Origin of the sequence: Candidatus Anaeroferrophillus wilburensis (assembly GCA_016934315.1) — a bacterium.
Lineage (GTDB): Bacteria > Desulfobacterota > Anaeroferrophillalia > Anaeroferrophillales > Anaeroferrophillaceae > Anaeroferrophillus > Anaeroferrophillus wilburensis.
The window spans coordinates 96,819-112,008 of the sequence record JAFGSY010000038.1 but is presented as its reverse complement, the minus strand read 5'-3'; the positions used below and the strand labels follow the sequence as shown (position 1 = coordinate 112,008).

Below are 15,190 nucleotides of genomic sequence, written 5' to 3'. Positions count from 1 at the left end.
ACGGGTGACTCAGAGCTTAACACATTGTCCAATTTTTGGGGACCACCGTAGACAGAGGAAAAAGAGTAATCATGGCCGAAGAGCAGGTTCAGGAATCAGAATGTCCTGAAGGAAACGGGGAAGAGTGCGAAGAGGGAGCGCCAGCCTGGATGGCCACCTTTGCCGACATGGCCACCCTGCTGATGACTTTTTTTGTTCTGCTGCTCTCCTTCTCCAACATGGATGTTGTCAAGTTCAGAACCATGCTCGGTTCGGTCAAGGATGCCTTTGGCACCACGGTGGAAAGTCCGGGGGACTTCCAGGAAAGGTCGAGCACCCCGGTTTCCATCCAGCTGTCGGAAGAAGAAAGTCACATGATCGACATGTTGCAGATGGGCGACCAGGTGAAACGGGCCATCGAAGAACATCATCTGGAGGATGCCGCCGAGGTGAGCGTCGATGAGCGCGGCGTCACCCTGCAAATTACCGGTCAACTGATGTTCGATGCCGGTTCGGCCACCATCAAGGAAGAGCTGAAACCGTTTCTTGCAACCATTACCAGGATTATTGAAGAAAATACCTACCCGGTGGCCATCGAAGGGCACACCGACAACCTGCCCATGACCTCTTCTCCCATCTACCCTTCCAACTGGGAGCTTTCGTCAGCCCGAGCCACCGCCGTATTGCGCCATCTGGTTGAGGTACACCATCTCCCGCCAAACCGACTGATGGCGGTGGGCTATGCCGACACCAGGCCGCTGGTCCCCAATGACACCCCGGAAAACCGAGCCAAAAACAGGCGGGTTGAATTCCATTTCATGAAAGAAGCCGCCTCGTCCTCCCCGCCGGCGGCAACCCAGTAGGATTTCATTTTCTGTCTCCTGAATCCTGACTTCTAGGTTTTTTGCCGGGCAGCAAACTCTTCACATCCCTGCACCAAGACCTCATTATCGGCCCGGTTTTTGACCGCAACCCTGATGAACGTGTCGTCCAGACCGGCAAAATCGTTGCATGTCCGCACCAGCAGATGATGGTTGTGCAGAAGAAAATCAGCCAGGGCCTGTGTCTTGATGTGCGGGTCAACCCGAATCAGCAGATAATTGGTCGTTGAAGGAAAAGGATGGAAAAAAGCCAGGGTTGCCAGCTGCCTGGTGAGATAGCTCCGTTCCTTGTCGATCAACCGGCGGGTCCGCTGGCGAAACGGTTCATCGGCAAGCGCCGCTTTTGCCGCCGCCACCGCCAGACTGTTGACATTCCAAGGCTCCTGATGGCAACGCAGCCTGGTTACCAGATCAGGGCAGGCCAGCAGATAGCCGCAGCGCAGGCCGGCCAAACTGAATATCTTGGTCAGCGATCGGAGGATAATCAGATTGTCAAACTCCTGCACCAACTGGTCTGCCGATACCGAGTTATCAACAAAATCCACAAAGGCCTCATCGATGACGCAGACAACTCCCTGATCGCGGGCAGTTTCAACAATCGGTCGCATGTCGGCCACCGGTAGATAAGCCCCGGTGGGATTGTTGGGGTTGCCGATAAAAAGCAGGTCGGGGCTAGACAGCAAGGCTTCCCGCAGGCGTTCCGGCTGCAGGGCAAAATCATCCCGGGAGTCAGTATAAAAGAACTTCACTGTCCCGCCATGGACAGCCACCGATCGCTGGTACTCGGTAAATGCCGGCGCGACAATGAGCGTTCTGGCCGGTTGCAGCACTCTTACCAAAAGATAGATCAGCTCCGTTGAACCGTTGCCGGCCAGAACAGCCGCCGACGGCAGGCCGATCGTGGCAGCAATCTCCTCAACCAGGGACTCAGCATAGCTTTCTGGGTAGTGCTGCAGATGTCGGATACCTTCCTGCAGCGCTGCCAATGCCGTGACCGGCATCCCCAGTGGATTGATGTTGGCGGAAAAATCGATGAACGCCTCAACCGGGAGGCCCATTTGTTGAGCCTTTTGAAAAACAGTGCCGCCATGAAAGGGCTGATCCTTGCACACTACCATAAGACCACCACCCCAATCATCGTCATCATCACGGTACAGCCGTAGAGAATGCTGATGGCCATCTGCACCTGTTGTCCAGAGATCTCGTTTATTGCTTCTCCGAACGATGCTTTATCAATGAGCGAACCAAAATAAGAGCTGGGGCCGCCCAATCTGATGCCCAGTATTCCTGCCATGGCAGCCTCCGGATAACCGCTGTTGGGGCTGTGGTGGACGCCATGATCACGCCTCATGGTCCGCCAGCCGGCCCGCCACTCATAACCAAGACACCAGCCGGCCGCAACAATCAGCAGCCCGGTCAGCCGGGCCGGAATAAAATTCGCCAGGTCATCAAGCCGGGCGGCAGCGGTTCCAAAGCAGGCATACCGCTCGTTGCGGTAGCCAATCATGGAATCCATTGTGTTGATCGCTTTATAAGTCATGGCCAGGGGAACTCCACCGACGATCAGGTAGATCAGGGGAGCTACAATCCCGTCACTGATATTTTCAGCTACCGTTTCCACCACCGCCTGGAGCATCTGCCGGCGGTCAAGGTTCGCCGTATCCCGGCCGACAATCATTGCCAAAGCTTTTCTGGCTTCCTGCTCCCCCTCCAGATCCAAGGTTCGCAGAACATTGGCTGCCGCTCTGGCAAGGCCGGTACTGGCAAGGGTCGTATAGCCTATAAATACGGTGATTATCATGCCAATGAGAGGGGAAAGAAAAGTTGCTGTCTTGAGTAGGACGACAGTTGCCAGAAACGTCGCTACACAGACCACCAAAACCAGCAAAACACCCATCCACCGGTGAAGCTGCGGCTGTTTTTCCCGGGGATAGAGATGGTGTTCGAGGGTCTCTATCAGGCGGCCTACAAGGACGACCGGGTGGGGAAAAGGCAGAGCACGTTCTCCAGCCAGCAGGTCGGCAGCAACCATCAGCACCAGCAGAAAAGGTGAAAGAGTGAAAAACATTGGTATGACATGCCTTTTACGGGTAAGAAGGAAAACAGGATCATGCGGATTGGGTTATTCCAGCTCCTGCCGGGGCTACAGACCATCACCTTTCGTATCTACAACAGGGGGATAAACAGCTTTATGGGTCGGCTTTAAAAAGCGATTACTCCATACAATAAAAATTAGCTGTTGTCAAAAAAATGTTGATCTGCTACCATAAAAAGTTACCGTTCGAGAATACTATAACCTATTGAAAATAAAAGTTTTTCCCTCATGCATGATAATTTCTGGCCCCAAGTTCTGGCCCATATCAAAGAACAGGTCTCAGAGCAAAATTTTCTCACCTGGTTTAAGCCGATAAAATTGATCAAAACGGAGGAAACTTCCCTGCTGTTGGAGGTACCCAACCGTTTTTTCAAAGATTGGCTGGCGGATAACTATCCCTCCGCCATTGAGAATGCGGTTGAGGCCATTACCGGACAATCACTCAAGGTCACCTGCAAGGTGGCCAAGAAGACCCCCAATTATCTGAAAAACAACGATGGTAAACCGGATAGCAAGGTTCCTGAACAGCCCCCGGCCAGCAACGGGGCCCATTCTCTCTTCAATCCTAAATACACGTTTGCCGAGTTTGTTGTCGGTCCTTCCAATGAATTTTCCCATGCCGCCGCTCTGGCGGTTGCCAAACAGCCGGGTACCAGTTATAATCCACTCTTTATTTACAGCAGCGCCGGTTTGGGCAAAACCCATCTGCTCCATGCCATCGGCAACCACATATGCCGCTACAATTCCCGGTTAAAAACGCATTATGTAACATCGGAAGATTTTACCAATGATCTGATCAGCGCCATCAAAGAAGACAAGATGCCGAAATTCAGAAATAAATATCGGCAAATTGATGTTCTACTGATCGACGATATCCAGTTTATTGCCGGCAAGGAGCGTACCCAGGAGGAATTTTTTCATACCTTCAACGCGCTTTACAAAAGTCACAAACAGATTGTCCTCACCAGTGACAAGTTTCCCATGGACATTCCCAAACTGGAAGATCGTTTGCGGACCCGTTTTGAGTGGGGGCTGATCGCGGATATTCAACCGCCTGATAATGAAACGCTGGTCGCCATACTGATTACCAAAGCCAATCAGGAAAATCTTATTTTAAATACCGATGTGGCATTTTTCCTGGCTGAAAATGTTTCATCCAATATTCGCACCCTTGAGGGGGCATTGTTGAGGATAGCTGCCTTTTCTTCGTTTGAAAACAAGCAGGAGATAACCATCGATTTTGTCAAAAAAGTGTTGAAAGACATCATTAAACTGGAAGATAAAGTGATCACGGTAGAGGATATCATTACTGCTGCGGCGGAGGTGTATCGCCTGAAAACCTCTGATATTCGATCACGTAAAAAAACTCGGAATGTGGTTGTTCCCCGTCAGGTAGCCATGTATCTATCGCGGAAATTAACCAACTGCTCCTATCCTGATATTGCCGATAAATTCGGCGGCAAAGATCACTCTACCGTCATTTATTCTGAAAAAAAGATTGCCGGTCAACTGAAGGAGCAACCAGCACTTCAGGAAGTGATTGATAAAATAACCCTGATGCTTAAAAACAGTCATTAACCCGTGTTGATAATCCTGTGCAGGTTATTTGCAATCTGTGTGGAATAGATGTTGAAAAAATAGAACAACCCTGAAAATGCGAAGATAATAATAAAATACCATTTTATCCGTTTTGTTATACACAGCAAATTAAACAGGTATTTCTCTATATAATTAGTAACTTATGATTGTTATTCACAAATTAACAGCTTTTATTACTATTACTGGTTTAGTTAATTCTTAAAGGAAAAATATTATGGAAATAACAATAACAAAAAATAATTTGGTTAACAGTTTACAAAAAATTCAATATATTTTGGAAAAAACATCAGCATTACAACATTCCCATAACATTCTTTTTACAACGAATGAATCCACCGCCTTTATTACTGCCTATGATATTGATTGCAGTGCCAGGGCAACGGTTCCCATTACCCTTTCCAAACCAGGTACCATCTGCGTTAATGGTAAAAAACTTTTTGAAATTATCAAGAGTTTTGATGATGAAGATATTCTTCTGCAAAAAAACAGTGATGATAATCTTGTAACCATCAAAGGAAAGAAAAGTTTTTTTCATATTGTCAGTGCAAATCCGGAAGATTTTCCGGTTATTGATTTTACCTCACCGGATGAACATTTTTATCTTCAGGCCGAAACGGTCAAAAAAATAATCGATAGGACCGTATTTTCCGTTGCCCGGATTCCGGATCCCCGTTACAATCTTGAGGGTGTATATGTAGAGCTTACCCCCCAGGAAAAGGAATCTGCTGATGACGATGAAAAAAATATGCTGGCCTTCATTGCCACCGATGGTCACCGGGTAACCGTGGCTAAAACTGACAAGGTCGGGGGTCAGATAACTCTTGGAGAGCGGCGGATATTTTCCCGAAAAAGCCTGGTGGAAATTAAAAATGTTTTTGCCGATTCAGAAACGTTGAAAATGAGTTTTGCCGGCAACGATGTTCATGTGCGGGGAGAAAATTTTATTCTTATTCTCCGGATGCTGAAGGGAAGTTTTCCCGATTACCGGAAGATGATTCCCACTAGTTTTATCCATGAGATAACCATCAATAAGGATGCCCTGCTGCAGATTCTCCGTCGGATGAATATTTTGGCTCACGATAAATACAAGGGCATTGCCATGCATTTTGCCACCGATAATCTGACGGTTAGTATTAATAATCCTGAAATGGGCCATGCCCGCGAAGATATGGCTATCAATTATGCAGGAGAACCTGTTAATGTGTCATTTAATATTCGTTACCTGCTTGATTTCCTTCAGGTGGTGGCCACGACGGATATTGATATTATGATGAGCAGCGGCATGCATCCGTGTATTTTGAAAGAGCATGGAAGTGATAATTTTATTAACGGTATTATGCCTATGAAAAGCTAGACAATCACGGAATTCCCTCTGATCTGGAACGAACGTAGAAAAAATAAATAATTGGTGGCCGCGCGTGGATGGTGGTTGCAGATGGAAACATAAGGAATATCAATGTCAAAAGAGTACAGTTCTAAAAATATAAAAATACTTGAGGGACTGGAAGCGGTTCGGAAACGTCCTTCCATGTATATCGGCAGTACGGATGTCGGCGGCCTCCACCATCTGATTTATGAATTGGTGGATAATAGTGTTGATGAAGCACTGGCCGGATACTGTCATAATGTATCAGTTATTGTTCATGTGGATAATTCGGTAACTGTAGAGGATGACGGCCGGGGAATACCGGTTGACATGCATGTGGAAACCGGCATGCCAGCGGTTGAACTGGTACTGACCAAGCTGCATGCCGGTGGTAAATTTGAAGATACGGCTTACAAGGTATCCGGCGGCTTACATGGGGTCGGAGTTTCCGTTGTTAATGCGCTGACCGAATTTCTTGAGGTTGAAATCCGACGCAACGGGAATGTCTACACCCAGCGATATGAGCGGGGTGTGCGGAAAACGGACCTGACAATCATTGGGAAGACCAAACGATCAGGAACATTGGTTCGTTGTAAGCCTGATGCGGAAATATTCGAAAATACCATCTTCAATTTCGATATCATTACCCGGCGTTTACGTGAATTGGCATTTCTTAATTCCGGCATCAGGATTCTTGTTGAAGATGAACGGAATGGTGGAAGAAAGAAAGAATTTTTCTACGAAGGGGGAATCAGCTCCTTTGTTGAATATCTGGGCATTAATAAATCACCATTGCATAAAAAACCGATTTACATCAGCGGTCAGCGGGAAAATATCGAAATAGAAGTGGCAATGCAGTATAACCACGGCTATAAGGAACAGCTGTTTACCTTTGCCAACAACATCAATACCCATGAAGGTGGCAGCCATCTGATAGGATTTAAGGCGGCCTTGACGAGGACCGTTAACGCCTATATCAATGCCAAAAATATCTTGAAAGGAAAAAAGGTCAATATCGGTGGTGATGATATCCGTGAGGGACTCATAGCGGTTATCAGCGTCAAAATTCCCGATCCACAGTTTGAAGGTCAGACCAAAACAAAGTTGGGTAACAGTGAAGTAAAGGGGCTGGTGGAGTCACTCGTTAATGAGCATCTGGCGGATTTTCTCGAGGAAAATCCGGCGGTGGCCAATGCGGTGGTGCAAAAGGTTGTCGATGCCGCCAGAGCAAGAGAAGCGGCCCGGAAAGCCCGTGAACTGACCCGTCGCAAAGGACTGTTGGAATCCTCCATGCTGCCGGGTAAGTTGGCAGACTGCCAGGAGAAGGATGCCAGCTTTTCTGAAATTTTTATTGTCGAGGGGGATTCAGCTGGGGGATCAGCCAAGCAGGGTCGGGATAGGAAAAATCAGGCGATTTTACCCCTGAAGGGTAAAATATTGAATATCGAGAAAGCCCGTTTTGATAAAATGCTCACCAGCGAGGAGATCAAGACCCTGATCGCCGCCCTGGGAACCGGCATCGGCCCGGATGAGTTCAGTCTTGATAAGTTGCGCTACAACAGGGTTATCATCATGACGGATGCGGATGTCGACGGTTCCCACATCAGAACCCTGCTCCTGACCTTCTTTTTCCGGCAGATGACCTCACTGGTTGAAAAGGGGCATCTTTATATTGCCCAGCCGCCTCTTTACCGGGTCAGCAGGGGCAAGTCTTCTGAATATCTCAGTACCGACAAAGAACTGAATGAGTTTATTATCAAGCACAATACCGATGACATGGTGGTAACCATCCAGACAACCGGTCAGGAAATCAGGGGAAAAAACCTTGTGCAGATGCTATTGAAGCTGGTTTCCTATAAATATTATATTGATCGGTTGATGAAAAAAGGGTACTCCGCTGCCTTCATTAAGTTGCTGATGAAAAATGGGATCATCAGCCGCAAGGATTTGCAGGACGAACAAAAAATCAAACGGCTGATCAAGGTACTGGTTGATCATCAGATGGAGGTCAAGGAGTTTTCCTTCGATGAGGAAAGTAATGTTACTAAATTGACGATCGCTGATATGGTCAGTAAACGGCTTTTTCCTTTGGATGTGCGATTGATAAAGTGCATTGAGTATGAAACGCTGCTGGATCTCAATAGCGCCTTGAAGCAGATGGAAACGCCGCCGTTTTCGCTCACTTATAAAAACGGTTTTCTCGAGGTGGGCACCAAAGAGGAGCTGCTGCTTAAAATTCTTGAAATTGGTAAAGGGGGTATTTCCATTCAGCGTTACAAGGGTCTTGGAGAGATGAACCCAGGCCAGCTGTGGGAGACAACCATGAATCCGGAAACCCGCAAACTTCTACAGGTACGGGTTGAAGATGATGTGGAAGCAGATGATATCTTTACGGTTTTAATGGGAGATCAGATAGCACCCCGGCGTAGTTTTATCGAGGACAACGCTTTGCTGGTATCAAATCTCGATATCTGATTAAAGAGAATGGCATTATACCAACGCCTTCGTTTTTGTTAAGCTGTAACCTCTGTCCGCTTGGTTGCCCTTTTTTGGATTCAGACACGGCGATTTTGCGCTTCACCTTATGTTGTTTCGCCCGCGGCAGCGAGGCGAGGGGCCACTGAATTATCATTTGACAAACAGGTTATTTGGTGGTAAGTTCGCCGACGTTTTTTCCGGGTGGGGGATCGTCTAGCGGCAGGACTACGGACTCTGACTCCGTCAACCCAGGTTCGAATCCTGGTCCCCCAGCCACATGTGGTCCCATCGTCTAGTGGCCTAGGATATCGCCCTCTCACGGCGGAGACACGGGTTCGAGTCCCGTTGGGACTACCATTGCATATGTGAAGGGGTATGAGTGAATACCCCTTTTTTCCGTGCTGTTTTACACGATTTCAGGGGCAAGAGATAGACGGTGCCATGAAAAGATCTCTGATCCAGCACCCCGAAAAGAAAGGTGATCGATAACCATGAAAAGGACGTTTCAACCCAGCAATCTGAAAAAGAAAAGAACCCATGGCTTTCGTAAGCGGATGAGTACGGCCGCCGGTCGGCTCATTATCAAACGGAGAAGACAGAAAGGAAGAAAACGTCTGACGCTCTAGAACATAATGAAATCGCAGGGTTTTTCTTCCCAGGAAAGGATGCTCAAGCGTTCTGATTATCAACAGTGTTTTGCTGCCGGCAAAAAAAGAAGCAGCAAAAATCTGCTTTTTTTTTACCTGGTTCAGGATACCGGCCGGGTTCGATTTGGGGTGACGGTCAGTAAAAAGGTTGGCAAGGCAGTAAAGCGGAACCGGCTCAAACGGCTGCTCAGAGAATTTTATCGATTGCATAAAGCTCTTTTTCTTCCGGGGGTAGATTATTCCATTGTCGTCAAAAGAAAGTGCTCCATTCAATCCCTGACGGATGTCGCCCGGGAGATGATGCCCCTTTTGCAGCAGATGAGAAAGCAGCATAATCCTGTAGAAAACGTTTCATGATGCTGAAAAAGCTTTACTGCCTGCCCATCCGAGGGTATCGTTTTTTTTTATCACCCTATGTTGGTCATTCCTGCCGCTTTGTTCCTTCCTGTTCCCAGTATGCCCTTGATGCGATTGACCGCTATGGTATCGTTAGGGGGAGCTTAAAGGCCTGTCTGAGAATCTTGCGCTGCAATCCACTGTTTCCCGGAGGTATTGATCCGGCATAAGCACGTGGAGCCTGAAGAGCGGCTGAGTGTTATGTTCAGCTGCTGCAATTCTGATTAGTATCATCAATGTGGAGTTTTTATGGAAAAAAGGACCATTCTGGCTGTTGCCTTATCACTGGCTGTCCTTCTGGGCTGGCAGTTTATCTTTCCCCCGGCAAAAAAAACTCCTCCGGCCCCGGTGGAGGTCGTTGCCGAGCAGGCAAAGCCCGACGTTGCAGACGATCTGACTAAGGTGCTGCCAGCGGGTTCAAGTGCCTCCCCCCTGGCGGCAGGTGCCGGTAGCGTGCCGGCATCGAGCGGCCGTGAGGTCACCATTGAAACCCCGGCATATCAGTGTGTTATTGATACTGCCGGCGGGGTGGTGAAAAAATTTACCTTGCAACATTACCAAGAGAGTGTTTCACCGACCAGCGCCCGTCTGGAGATGGCCACCGTTGTCGACCCGGCCTATTATCCCCTTGCGGGAACGTTATCTCTGGGAGATCAGCAGTTCAGCGACCGGCGGTTTGTCTACCAGCCGGCAGCTGGCGTGAGCGGACAGCTTGAGGTTATTGACCGGCAGCAGGAGTTGGTGCTCACCCATCCCTTGCCAAACGGTCAACAGGTGGTGAAAAAATATGTTTTTTACCCCGGGGAATACTATTTTGATCTTTTTTATGAACTGCGAGCTTCCGATGGTAGTCCTGCGGCCTTGGCCACCACCAGCCTGGCATGGTCACATGAGCTTTTCGAGTCGGCAGCGAAAGAGAAGACCTATGTCTATAGCGGCCCTTTAGCCTATGTCAACGGCAAGCTGTTCAAGCAGTCTAAAAAACAGAAAAATATCAAGAAAATGGAGCTTGACGGTACGGTAAGTTGGATCGGCTATACCACCAAATACTTTATGGCCGCGATCATGCCTCTGCACCCGGAAAGTTCCGGGCGTTCTGTTGGTGCGATTGAGAAGCCGAGCATGCACATTGTTGAAACTGGTTTGCAGCTTGATGGTGCCGGCCAGTTTCGCGTTTTTGTCGGTCCCAAGGAAACGTCCTACCTGAAGACCCTGGGTCAGAATCTGGAGAAGTCGGTTGATTTTGGCTGGTTTGGCGTTATTGCCCGGCCTCTGGTGCAGCTGCTCAACCTTTTTTACCGTTATGTGCATAATTACGGGGTGGCCATTATTCTGGTTACCATCCTGATCAAGCTGGTGTTTTATCCTCTTTCCCAGAAAAGCTACCAGTCGATGGGCAAAATGAAAGAGGTGCAGCCAAAACTTGCTAAACTAAAAGAAAAGTTCAAGGATGATAAAGCCCGCCAACAGAAAGAGATGATGGATCTCTATCGCACCCATAAAGTGAATCCTTTTGGTGGTTGTCTGCCGATGGTAGCCCAGATTCCGGTGTTCTTTGGCCTTTACCGGGGGCTGATGGTTGCCATTGAACTTCGACATGCACCTTTTTTCTGGTGGATTCAGGATTTGGCGGCCAAAGATCCCTATTATGTGACCCCGATTCTCATGGGGGCGACCATGCTTCTGCAGCAGAAAATGACCCCGTCGACGGGCGATCAGATGCAGGCCAAAATGATGATGTTCATGCCGATCATATTTACGTTCATGTTCCTGAGCTTTCCAGCCGGTTTGGTGCTTTACTGGTTGGTGAACAATCTCCTGTCGATCGGTCAGCAGTACATGGTGATGAAAAAAGCCACGGTAAAATAGCCTTGTGACGTGCGAGTGCTGACGGTGGACCGCTTGTGGCGGCAGTAGCCAGCTGCCGAGCAGGAATGGTTTTACGGAGAAGAGTTGGATGCAAAAAAATATAGAAGGAAAAACGGTTGCTGAGGCAGTGGAAAAGGCCTGTCTCCAGTTCAATACTTCAGCAGATGAGCTGGACTATGAAGTGATTAGGCAGGATTCGAAAAAAATATTCGGCTTATTGGGTGGTAAATCAGCCATTATCCGGGTGAAGCGTCGGGAAAAAGAGGGCAAAGATATTGTCAAGGACCTGATTGACTCGGCCTTCAGCGACCTTAAGGAGGAGCAGCCAAAACCGGCGGCAGACCTTATGCAGCCGTCTGTGCCGGCGGCGGTCGGAACGGTTGAAGCGCCGCCGGATGAGGAGTGGCAGGCGGAAAGCGGCGACCAGCTGGAAATCCCGGCGGCAGTCAGCGAGCCTGCTATGGCTGCTACGCAGGATGTTGCCATTGCCATCAACCCGGATGGCGTGAAGCAATCCCTGATTGATATTCTCGCCCTGATGGGACTGGCGGTGGGGGCGATAGAGATTCGTTTTGAAGGTCGTGACTGCCATGTGGTGGTAGATGAAAATAATGAACGTCCAGTGTTAACCAGCCGAAAAGGACAGGTTCTGGATGCACTCCAGTATCTGCTTAATAAACTGCACGGGGTTCGCGGTGGGCGAATTTATGTCGATAGCGGTGGTTTTCGCTCCCGCCACGAGAATAATATCAGCAAACTGGCACTGAAACTCGGAGCCAAAGCGAAAAAAAGCCGCAAACCGGTGACCATCAATGCCTTGAATGCCCATGATCGACGCCTGGTCCATCTGGCCATCCAGGAAGATAAAGAGTTGCGTTCACGCAGCAAAGGAGAAGGGGAATATAAAAAAATTATTATCTACCCCAAAAATGGCTATCGCCGCCGTGAGAAAAGCAAGCCGGAAGCGGCAGATAACTAAACAGCTTTGTCCATGATTACCGGTGATACCATTGCCGCCATTTCAACCCCGGCCGGGGAAGGCGGCATTGCTATTGTGCGCTTGAGCGGTCCCTGCGCCCGTGCCATCCTCCTGGAACTTTTTACCCCGGTTCCCGATCCCTTTATTCCCTTTCATCTCTATCTGGGACTGCTCCATGATCCCCAATCTATGAAAGCCGTTGATCAGGTTCTGGCCGTCTGGATGCGTGCCGGCCGATCATATACTCGTGAAGAAATGGTTGAAATTCACTGCCATGGCGGTCGGCTGGCAACCAGAAAGATTTTGGCATTGGTGCTGGCCCGGGGAGCCAGGCTGGCGGAACCGGGTGAATTTACCCGTCGGGCCTTTCTCCATGGCCGCCTGGATCTGGTGCAGGCGGAGGCCGTTGCCGATCTGATTACGGCCCATAGCGAACAGGCACTGGCGGTGGCCGCAACCCAGCTGGCCGGAGGTTTATCAGCGGTTCTGGCTGCCATGAAGGAGACCCTTTCCCGGCAACTGGCAGCGTTGGAAGTTGATCTCGATGGTTTGGCTGGGGAGGGCCTGCAGAGCCATAAGATATCGCTGGCGGTGGAGCTTGCCACGTTGTTGCAGCGTTCCCAAGCATTGATTACCTCCTATAGGGAGGGCAGATCATTGGTGAACGGTTTGCGGCTTGTGTTGGTGGGCCGGCCGAATGTGGGCAAATCAAGTCTGCTTAATGCCCTTTTGGAGCGGGAGCGGGCGATTGTTACCGATGTCCCCGGAACCACCCGGGATGTGGTCAGTGAACGGTTTGAACTGGCGGGCATCGCGGTTGAGTTGGCCGATACCGCGGGGATTTGTGACTCGGCTGATCCGCTGGAGCAGCTGGGTATTGCCCAGACCGATAGATGGCTGCAGCAGGCTGATCTGGCTATCATGGTCATTGATCAGAGTCAGCCGCTGACGGTTGCTGATCAACGACTGTTCCAGCGCTTGACATCCAGTCGCCATCTGGTGGTGGTCAACAAAACCGATCTTCCCGCTGCTTGGAGCGAGTCGCAGATCAGGGCATGGCTTTCCCATGATGGTCCGCTCATACCCTGTATCGCCCACCAGCGGCATACCAACATCACCGCATTGAAAACCGCCCTGCTGACGCTCATCGAGCAGGAATTTTCCCAGGTGGCGGGGGAGCAGGTGGTCTGTCATCTGCGTCAGAAACAGCAGCTGGAAAAGCTGGCAGTTTCCTTGGAGCGTGCCATGACCCTTCTTGAGACTTCCCAACCGCTGCTTGATATGGTTGCCGATGAACTCCATCAGGCTCGTGGAGCCTTGCTGGAGCTGACCGGCGAGCGTCGGGACAGCGATTTGCTGGAAACGCTCTTTGCCAATTTCTGTGTTGGAAAATGAAGAAGAGTGATCTTTCCCCTCCGATTGCGCTTCTGGTCCGGGGTGCCGAAGAGCTGGGTATTTCTCTTGGCGTTCATCAACAAAAGGCTTTTGCCGTCTATCTGGCTGCCTTGCAACGCTGGAACAAGACCTATAACCTCACCGCAATCCATGATCCTCTGGAGATGGTCAGCCGCCATTTCCTGGATTCCCTGGCTTTCATTCACGGTCTTCGGGGGGTGGAGGGAACGGTTCTCGATCTGGGCAGCGGCGCCGGATTTCCCGGCTTGCCTTTAGCCCTGGTTATGCCCGGCCACCGTTTTTACCTGGTGGATGCGAGGCGCAAGAAAACATTTTTTTTACACCATGTTGTAAGAACGCTGGGACTGGAAAATGTGATGGTCATCCATTTGCATTTGCAGCCGGGAAATGGTAGTACGGAGATCAAACATCCTGTTGCAGCCTTGGTGAGTCGGGCTGTGTCGGCGCCTGATGTGGTGCTGCCGGTGGCGGGCGAGGTGGTGGTCCCCGGAGGGCGACTGGTGTTTTCCGCCACCGCTTCATCGCAAAAGAATATTATCGCGGCCTTATCCCGATATCAGGGGAGACTGCAGCTCATGGAGAGCATTGATGTTGCCATCCCTTTTCTGGATCTGCAGAGACATTTGCTGGTGATTGGCAGAAGCGAGAATCCTGATGGGTAAAATAATTTCCATTGCCAACCAGAAAGGCGGCGTCGGCAAGACAACCACCGCCGTCAATCTGGCAGCATCCCTGGCCATCGCTGAATCAAAGACCCTGTTGCTGGATCTTGATCCCCAGGGTAATGCTTCCAGTGGGGTGGGCTATGCCGCCGATGACGGCCAATTGACCATCTATCATGCGCTGCTGGGACTTGTTCAGTTGCGGGAGGTGATCAGGCAAAGTCCTTTTGCTCACCTTGATATTATTCCGGCCAATCCTGATCTGATTGGCGCGGAAGTGGAGCTGCTGCATTTCGATCGACGGGAATTTGTTTTAGCCGATCTGATCAGACCGCTGCGGCAGCAGTATGAATTTATTATTATCGACTGCTCCCCCTCTCTGGGCTTGCTGACCATCAATTCACTGGTGGCGGCGGACTCCATTCTCATTCCTCTGCAGAGCGAATACTATGCCATGGAAGGGCTTGGTCAGCTGTTGCATACCGTTGATCGAGTCCGTGATTCCCTCAATCCCCGTTTGGCTATAGAGGGAATTGTATTGACGATGGTGGATCAGCGGACCACCCTGGCCCAGCAGGTTGAGCAGGAAGTTCGCCGGCATTTCGGCACGCTGGTTTATGACGCGGTCATCCCCCGGAATGTCCGCCTCAGCGAATCTCCCAGCCATGGGAAGCCGATCGCCTTGTACGATGTATCTTCCAAGGGGGCCCAGGCCTACTTCAGGTTGACCGAGGAGTTTTTACAGCAGCAAAAGGATGTCCAGCACGTGGGTTCAGCCACCAGGGGTAGTAAAGCCTCCTGATGTATCGCAGTGTATGTTAGG

14 protein-coding genes and 2 tRNA genes are annotated in these 15,190 nt (G+C 49.9%); 14 read left to right on the top strand and 2 right to left on the bottom strand.

Going from position 1 to position 15,190, the window contains the following annotated elements; genetic code table 11:
* Positions 1 to 71 precede the first annotated feature (71 nt).
* Complete coding sequence (locus JXO50_10110; protein ID MBN2333441.1) at positions 72 to 842, top strand: OmpA family protein; 771 nt, start codon at positions 72 to 74, stop codon at positions 840 to 842.
* A gap of 32 nt (positions 843 to 874) precedes the next feature.
* Here JXO50_10110 and JXO50_10105 read toward each other — a convergent pair whose 3' ends face one another.
* Together JXO50_10105 and cobD are read right to left on the bottom strand one after the other, a co-directional pair.
* Entirely contained in the window at positions 875 to 1,918 is a 1,044-nt protein-coding gene (locus JXO50_10105; GenBank protein ID MBN2333440.1) for a threonine-phosphate decarboxylase, read from the bottom strand.
* Positions 1,919 to 1,971: 53 nt separating this feature from the next.
* A complete protein-coding gene (gene cobD / locus JXO50_10100) occupies positions 1,972 to 2,928 on the bottom strand; it encodes a cobalamin biosynthesis protein CobD (GenBank protein MBN2333439.1) in 957 nt (318 codons plus the stop codon).
* 255 nt (positions 2,929 to 3,183) lie between these two features.
* Here cobD and dnaA point away from each other — a divergent pair, with 255 nt between their 5' ends.
* The 13 genes from dnaA (at position 3,184) to JXO50_10035 (ending at position 15,169) form a co-directional block, all read left to right on the top strand.
* Positions 3,184 to 4,533, top strand: a complete 1,350-nt coding sequence (gene dnaA / locus JXO50_10095; protein ID MBN2333438.1) for a chromosomal replication initiator protein DnaA — start codon at positions 3,184 to 3,186, stop codon at positions 4,531 to 4,533.
* Positions 4,534 to 4,768: 235 nt separating this feature from the next.
* Positions 4,769 to 5,908 (top strand): DNA polymerase III subunit beta, encoded by a 1,140-nt coding sequence (gene dnaN / locus JXO50_10090; GenBank protein MBN2333437.1) that lies wholly within the window; start codon positions 4,769 to 4,771, stop codon positions 5,906 to 5,908.
* A 102-nt stretch (positions 5,909 to 6,010) separates the two neighbouring features.
* Positions 6,011 to 8,395 carry a DNA topoisomerase (ATP-hydrolyzing) subunit B gene (gene gyrB / locus JXO50_10085; GenBank protein ID MBN2333436.1) on the top strand — a complete coding sequence of 795 codons (2,385 nt, stop codon included), beginning with the start codon at positions 6,011 to 6,013 and terminating at the stop codon, positions 8,393 to 8,395.
* A 205-nt stretch (positions 8,396 to 8,600) separates the two neighbouring features.
* Positions 8,601 to 8,674 (top strand) — tRNA-Gln (locus JXO50_10080).
* Between the two features lie 5 nt (positions 8,675 to 8,679).
* Positions 8,680 to 8,755: transfer RNA gene (locus tag JXO50_10075), tRNA-Glu, on the top strand.
* Between the two features lie 134 nt (positions 8,756 to 8,889).
* Complete coding sequence (rpmH, locus tag JXO50_10070) at positions 8,890 to 9,024, top strand: 50S ribosomal protein L34 (protein MBN2333435.1); 135 nt, start codon at positions 8,890 to 8,892, stop codon at positions 9,022 to 9,024.
* A 39-nt stretch (positions 9,025 to 9,063) separates the two neighbouring features.
* Positions 9,064 to 9,402: a ribonuclease P protein component gene (rnpA, locus tag JXO50_10065; GenBank protein ID MBN2333434.1), complete on the top strand. Its 339-nt coding sequence runs from the start codon at positions 9,064 to 9,066 to the stop codon at positions 9,400 to 9,402.
* Between the two features lie 2 nt (positions 9,403 to 9,404).
* A complete protein-coding gene (gene yidD, locus JXO50_10060) occupies positions 9,405 to 9,611 on the top strand; it encodes a membrane protein insertion efficiency factor YidD (protein MBN2333433.1) in 207 nt (68 codons plus the stop codon).
* A gap of 79 nt (positions 9,612 to 9,690) precedes the next feature.
* Entirely contained in the window at positions 9,691 to 11,310 is a 1,620-nt protein-coding gene (gene yidC, locus JXO50_10055; GenBank protein MBN2333432.1) for a membrane protein insertase YidC, read from the top strand.
* A gap of 88 nt (positions 11,311 to 11,398) precedes the next feature.
* Entirely contained in the window at positions 11,399 to 12,289 is an 891-nt protein-coding gene (locus JXO50_10050; GenBank protein MBN2333431.1) for a Jag N-terminal domain-containing protein, read from the top strand.
* 12 nt (positions 12,290 to 12,301) lie between these two features.
* The gene (mnmE, locus tag JXO50_10045) at positions 12,302 to 13,684 is read left to right on the top strand and encodes a tRNA uridine-5-carboxymethylaminomethyl(34) synthesis GTPase MnmE (GenBank protein ID MBN2333430.1); all 1,383 of its coding nucleotides are present in this window, start codon (positions 12,302 to 12,304) and stop codon (positions 13,682 to 13,684) included.
* Positions 13,681 to 14,367, top strand: coding sequence for a 16S rRNA (guanine(527)-N(7))-methyltransferase RsmG (gene rsmG, locus JXO50_10040; GenBank protein MBN2333429.1), 687 nt, complete (start codon positions 13,681 to 13,683; stop codon positions 14,365 to 14,367). The genes mnmE and rsmG overlap by 4 nt, the downstream gene beginning before the upstream one ends.
* Positions 14,360 to 15,169, top strand: coding sequence for a ParA family protein (locus JXO50_10035; GenBank protein MBN2333428.1), 810 nt, complete (start codon positions 14,360 to 14,362; stop codon positions 15,167 to 15,169). The genes rsmG and JXO50_10035 overlap by 8 nt, the downstream gene beginning before the upstream one ends.
* Positions 15,170 to 15,190 lie beyond the last annotated feature (21 nt).

Bases quoted from the DNA above. Each gene is read 5' to 3' on its own strand.
- JXO50_10050 (MBN2333431.1), top strand. From the start codon at position 11,399: ATGCAAAAAAATATAGAAGGAAAAACGGTTGCTGAGGCAGTGGAAAAG.
- mnmE (MBN2333430.1), top strand. From the start codon at position 12,302: ATGATTACCGGTGATACCATTGCCGCCATTTCAACCCCGGCCGGGGAA.
- rpmH (MBN2333435.1), top strand. From the start codon at position 8,890: ATGAAAAGGACGTTTCAACCCAGCAATCTGAAAAAGAAAAGAACCCAT.
- dnaA (MBN2333438.1), top strand. From the start codon at position 3,184: ATGCATGATAATTTCTGGCCCCAAGTTCTGGCCCATATCAAAGAACAG.
- rsmG (MBN2333429.1), top strand. From the start codon at position 13,681: ATGAAGAAGAGTGATCTTTCCCCTCCGATTGCGCTTCTGGTCCGGGGT.
- dnaN (MBN2333437.1), top strand. From the start codon at position 4,769: ATGGAAATAACAATAACAAAAAATAATTTGGTTAACAGTTTACAAAAA.
- rnpA (MBN2333434.1), top strand. From the start codon at position 9,064: ATGCTCAAGCGTTCTGATTATCAACAGTGTTTTGCTGCCGGCAAAAAA.
- gyrB (MBN2333436.1), top strand. From the start codon at position 6,011: ATGTCAAAAGAGTACAGTTCTAAAAATATAAAAATACTTGAGGGACTG.
- JXO50_10110 (MBN2333441.1), top strand. From the start codon at position 72: ATGGCCGAAGAGCAGGTTCAGGAATCAGAATGTCCTGAAGGAAACGGG.
- yidC (MBN2333432.1), top strand. From the start codon at position 9,691: ATGGAAAAAAGGACCATTCTGGCTGTTGCCTTATCACTGGCTGTCCTT.
- JXO50_10035 (MBN2333428.1), top strand. From the start codon at position 14,360: ATGGGTAAAATAATTTCCATTGCCAACCAGAAAGGCGGCGTCGGCAAG.
- cobD (MBN2333439.1), bottom strand. From the start codon at position 2,928: ATGTTTTTCACTCTTTCACCTTTTCTGCTGGTGCTGATGGTTGCTGCC.
- JXO50_10105 (MBN2333440.1), bottom strand. From the start codon at position 1,918: ATGGGCCTCCCGGTTGAGGCGTTCATCGATTTTTCCGCCAACATCAAT.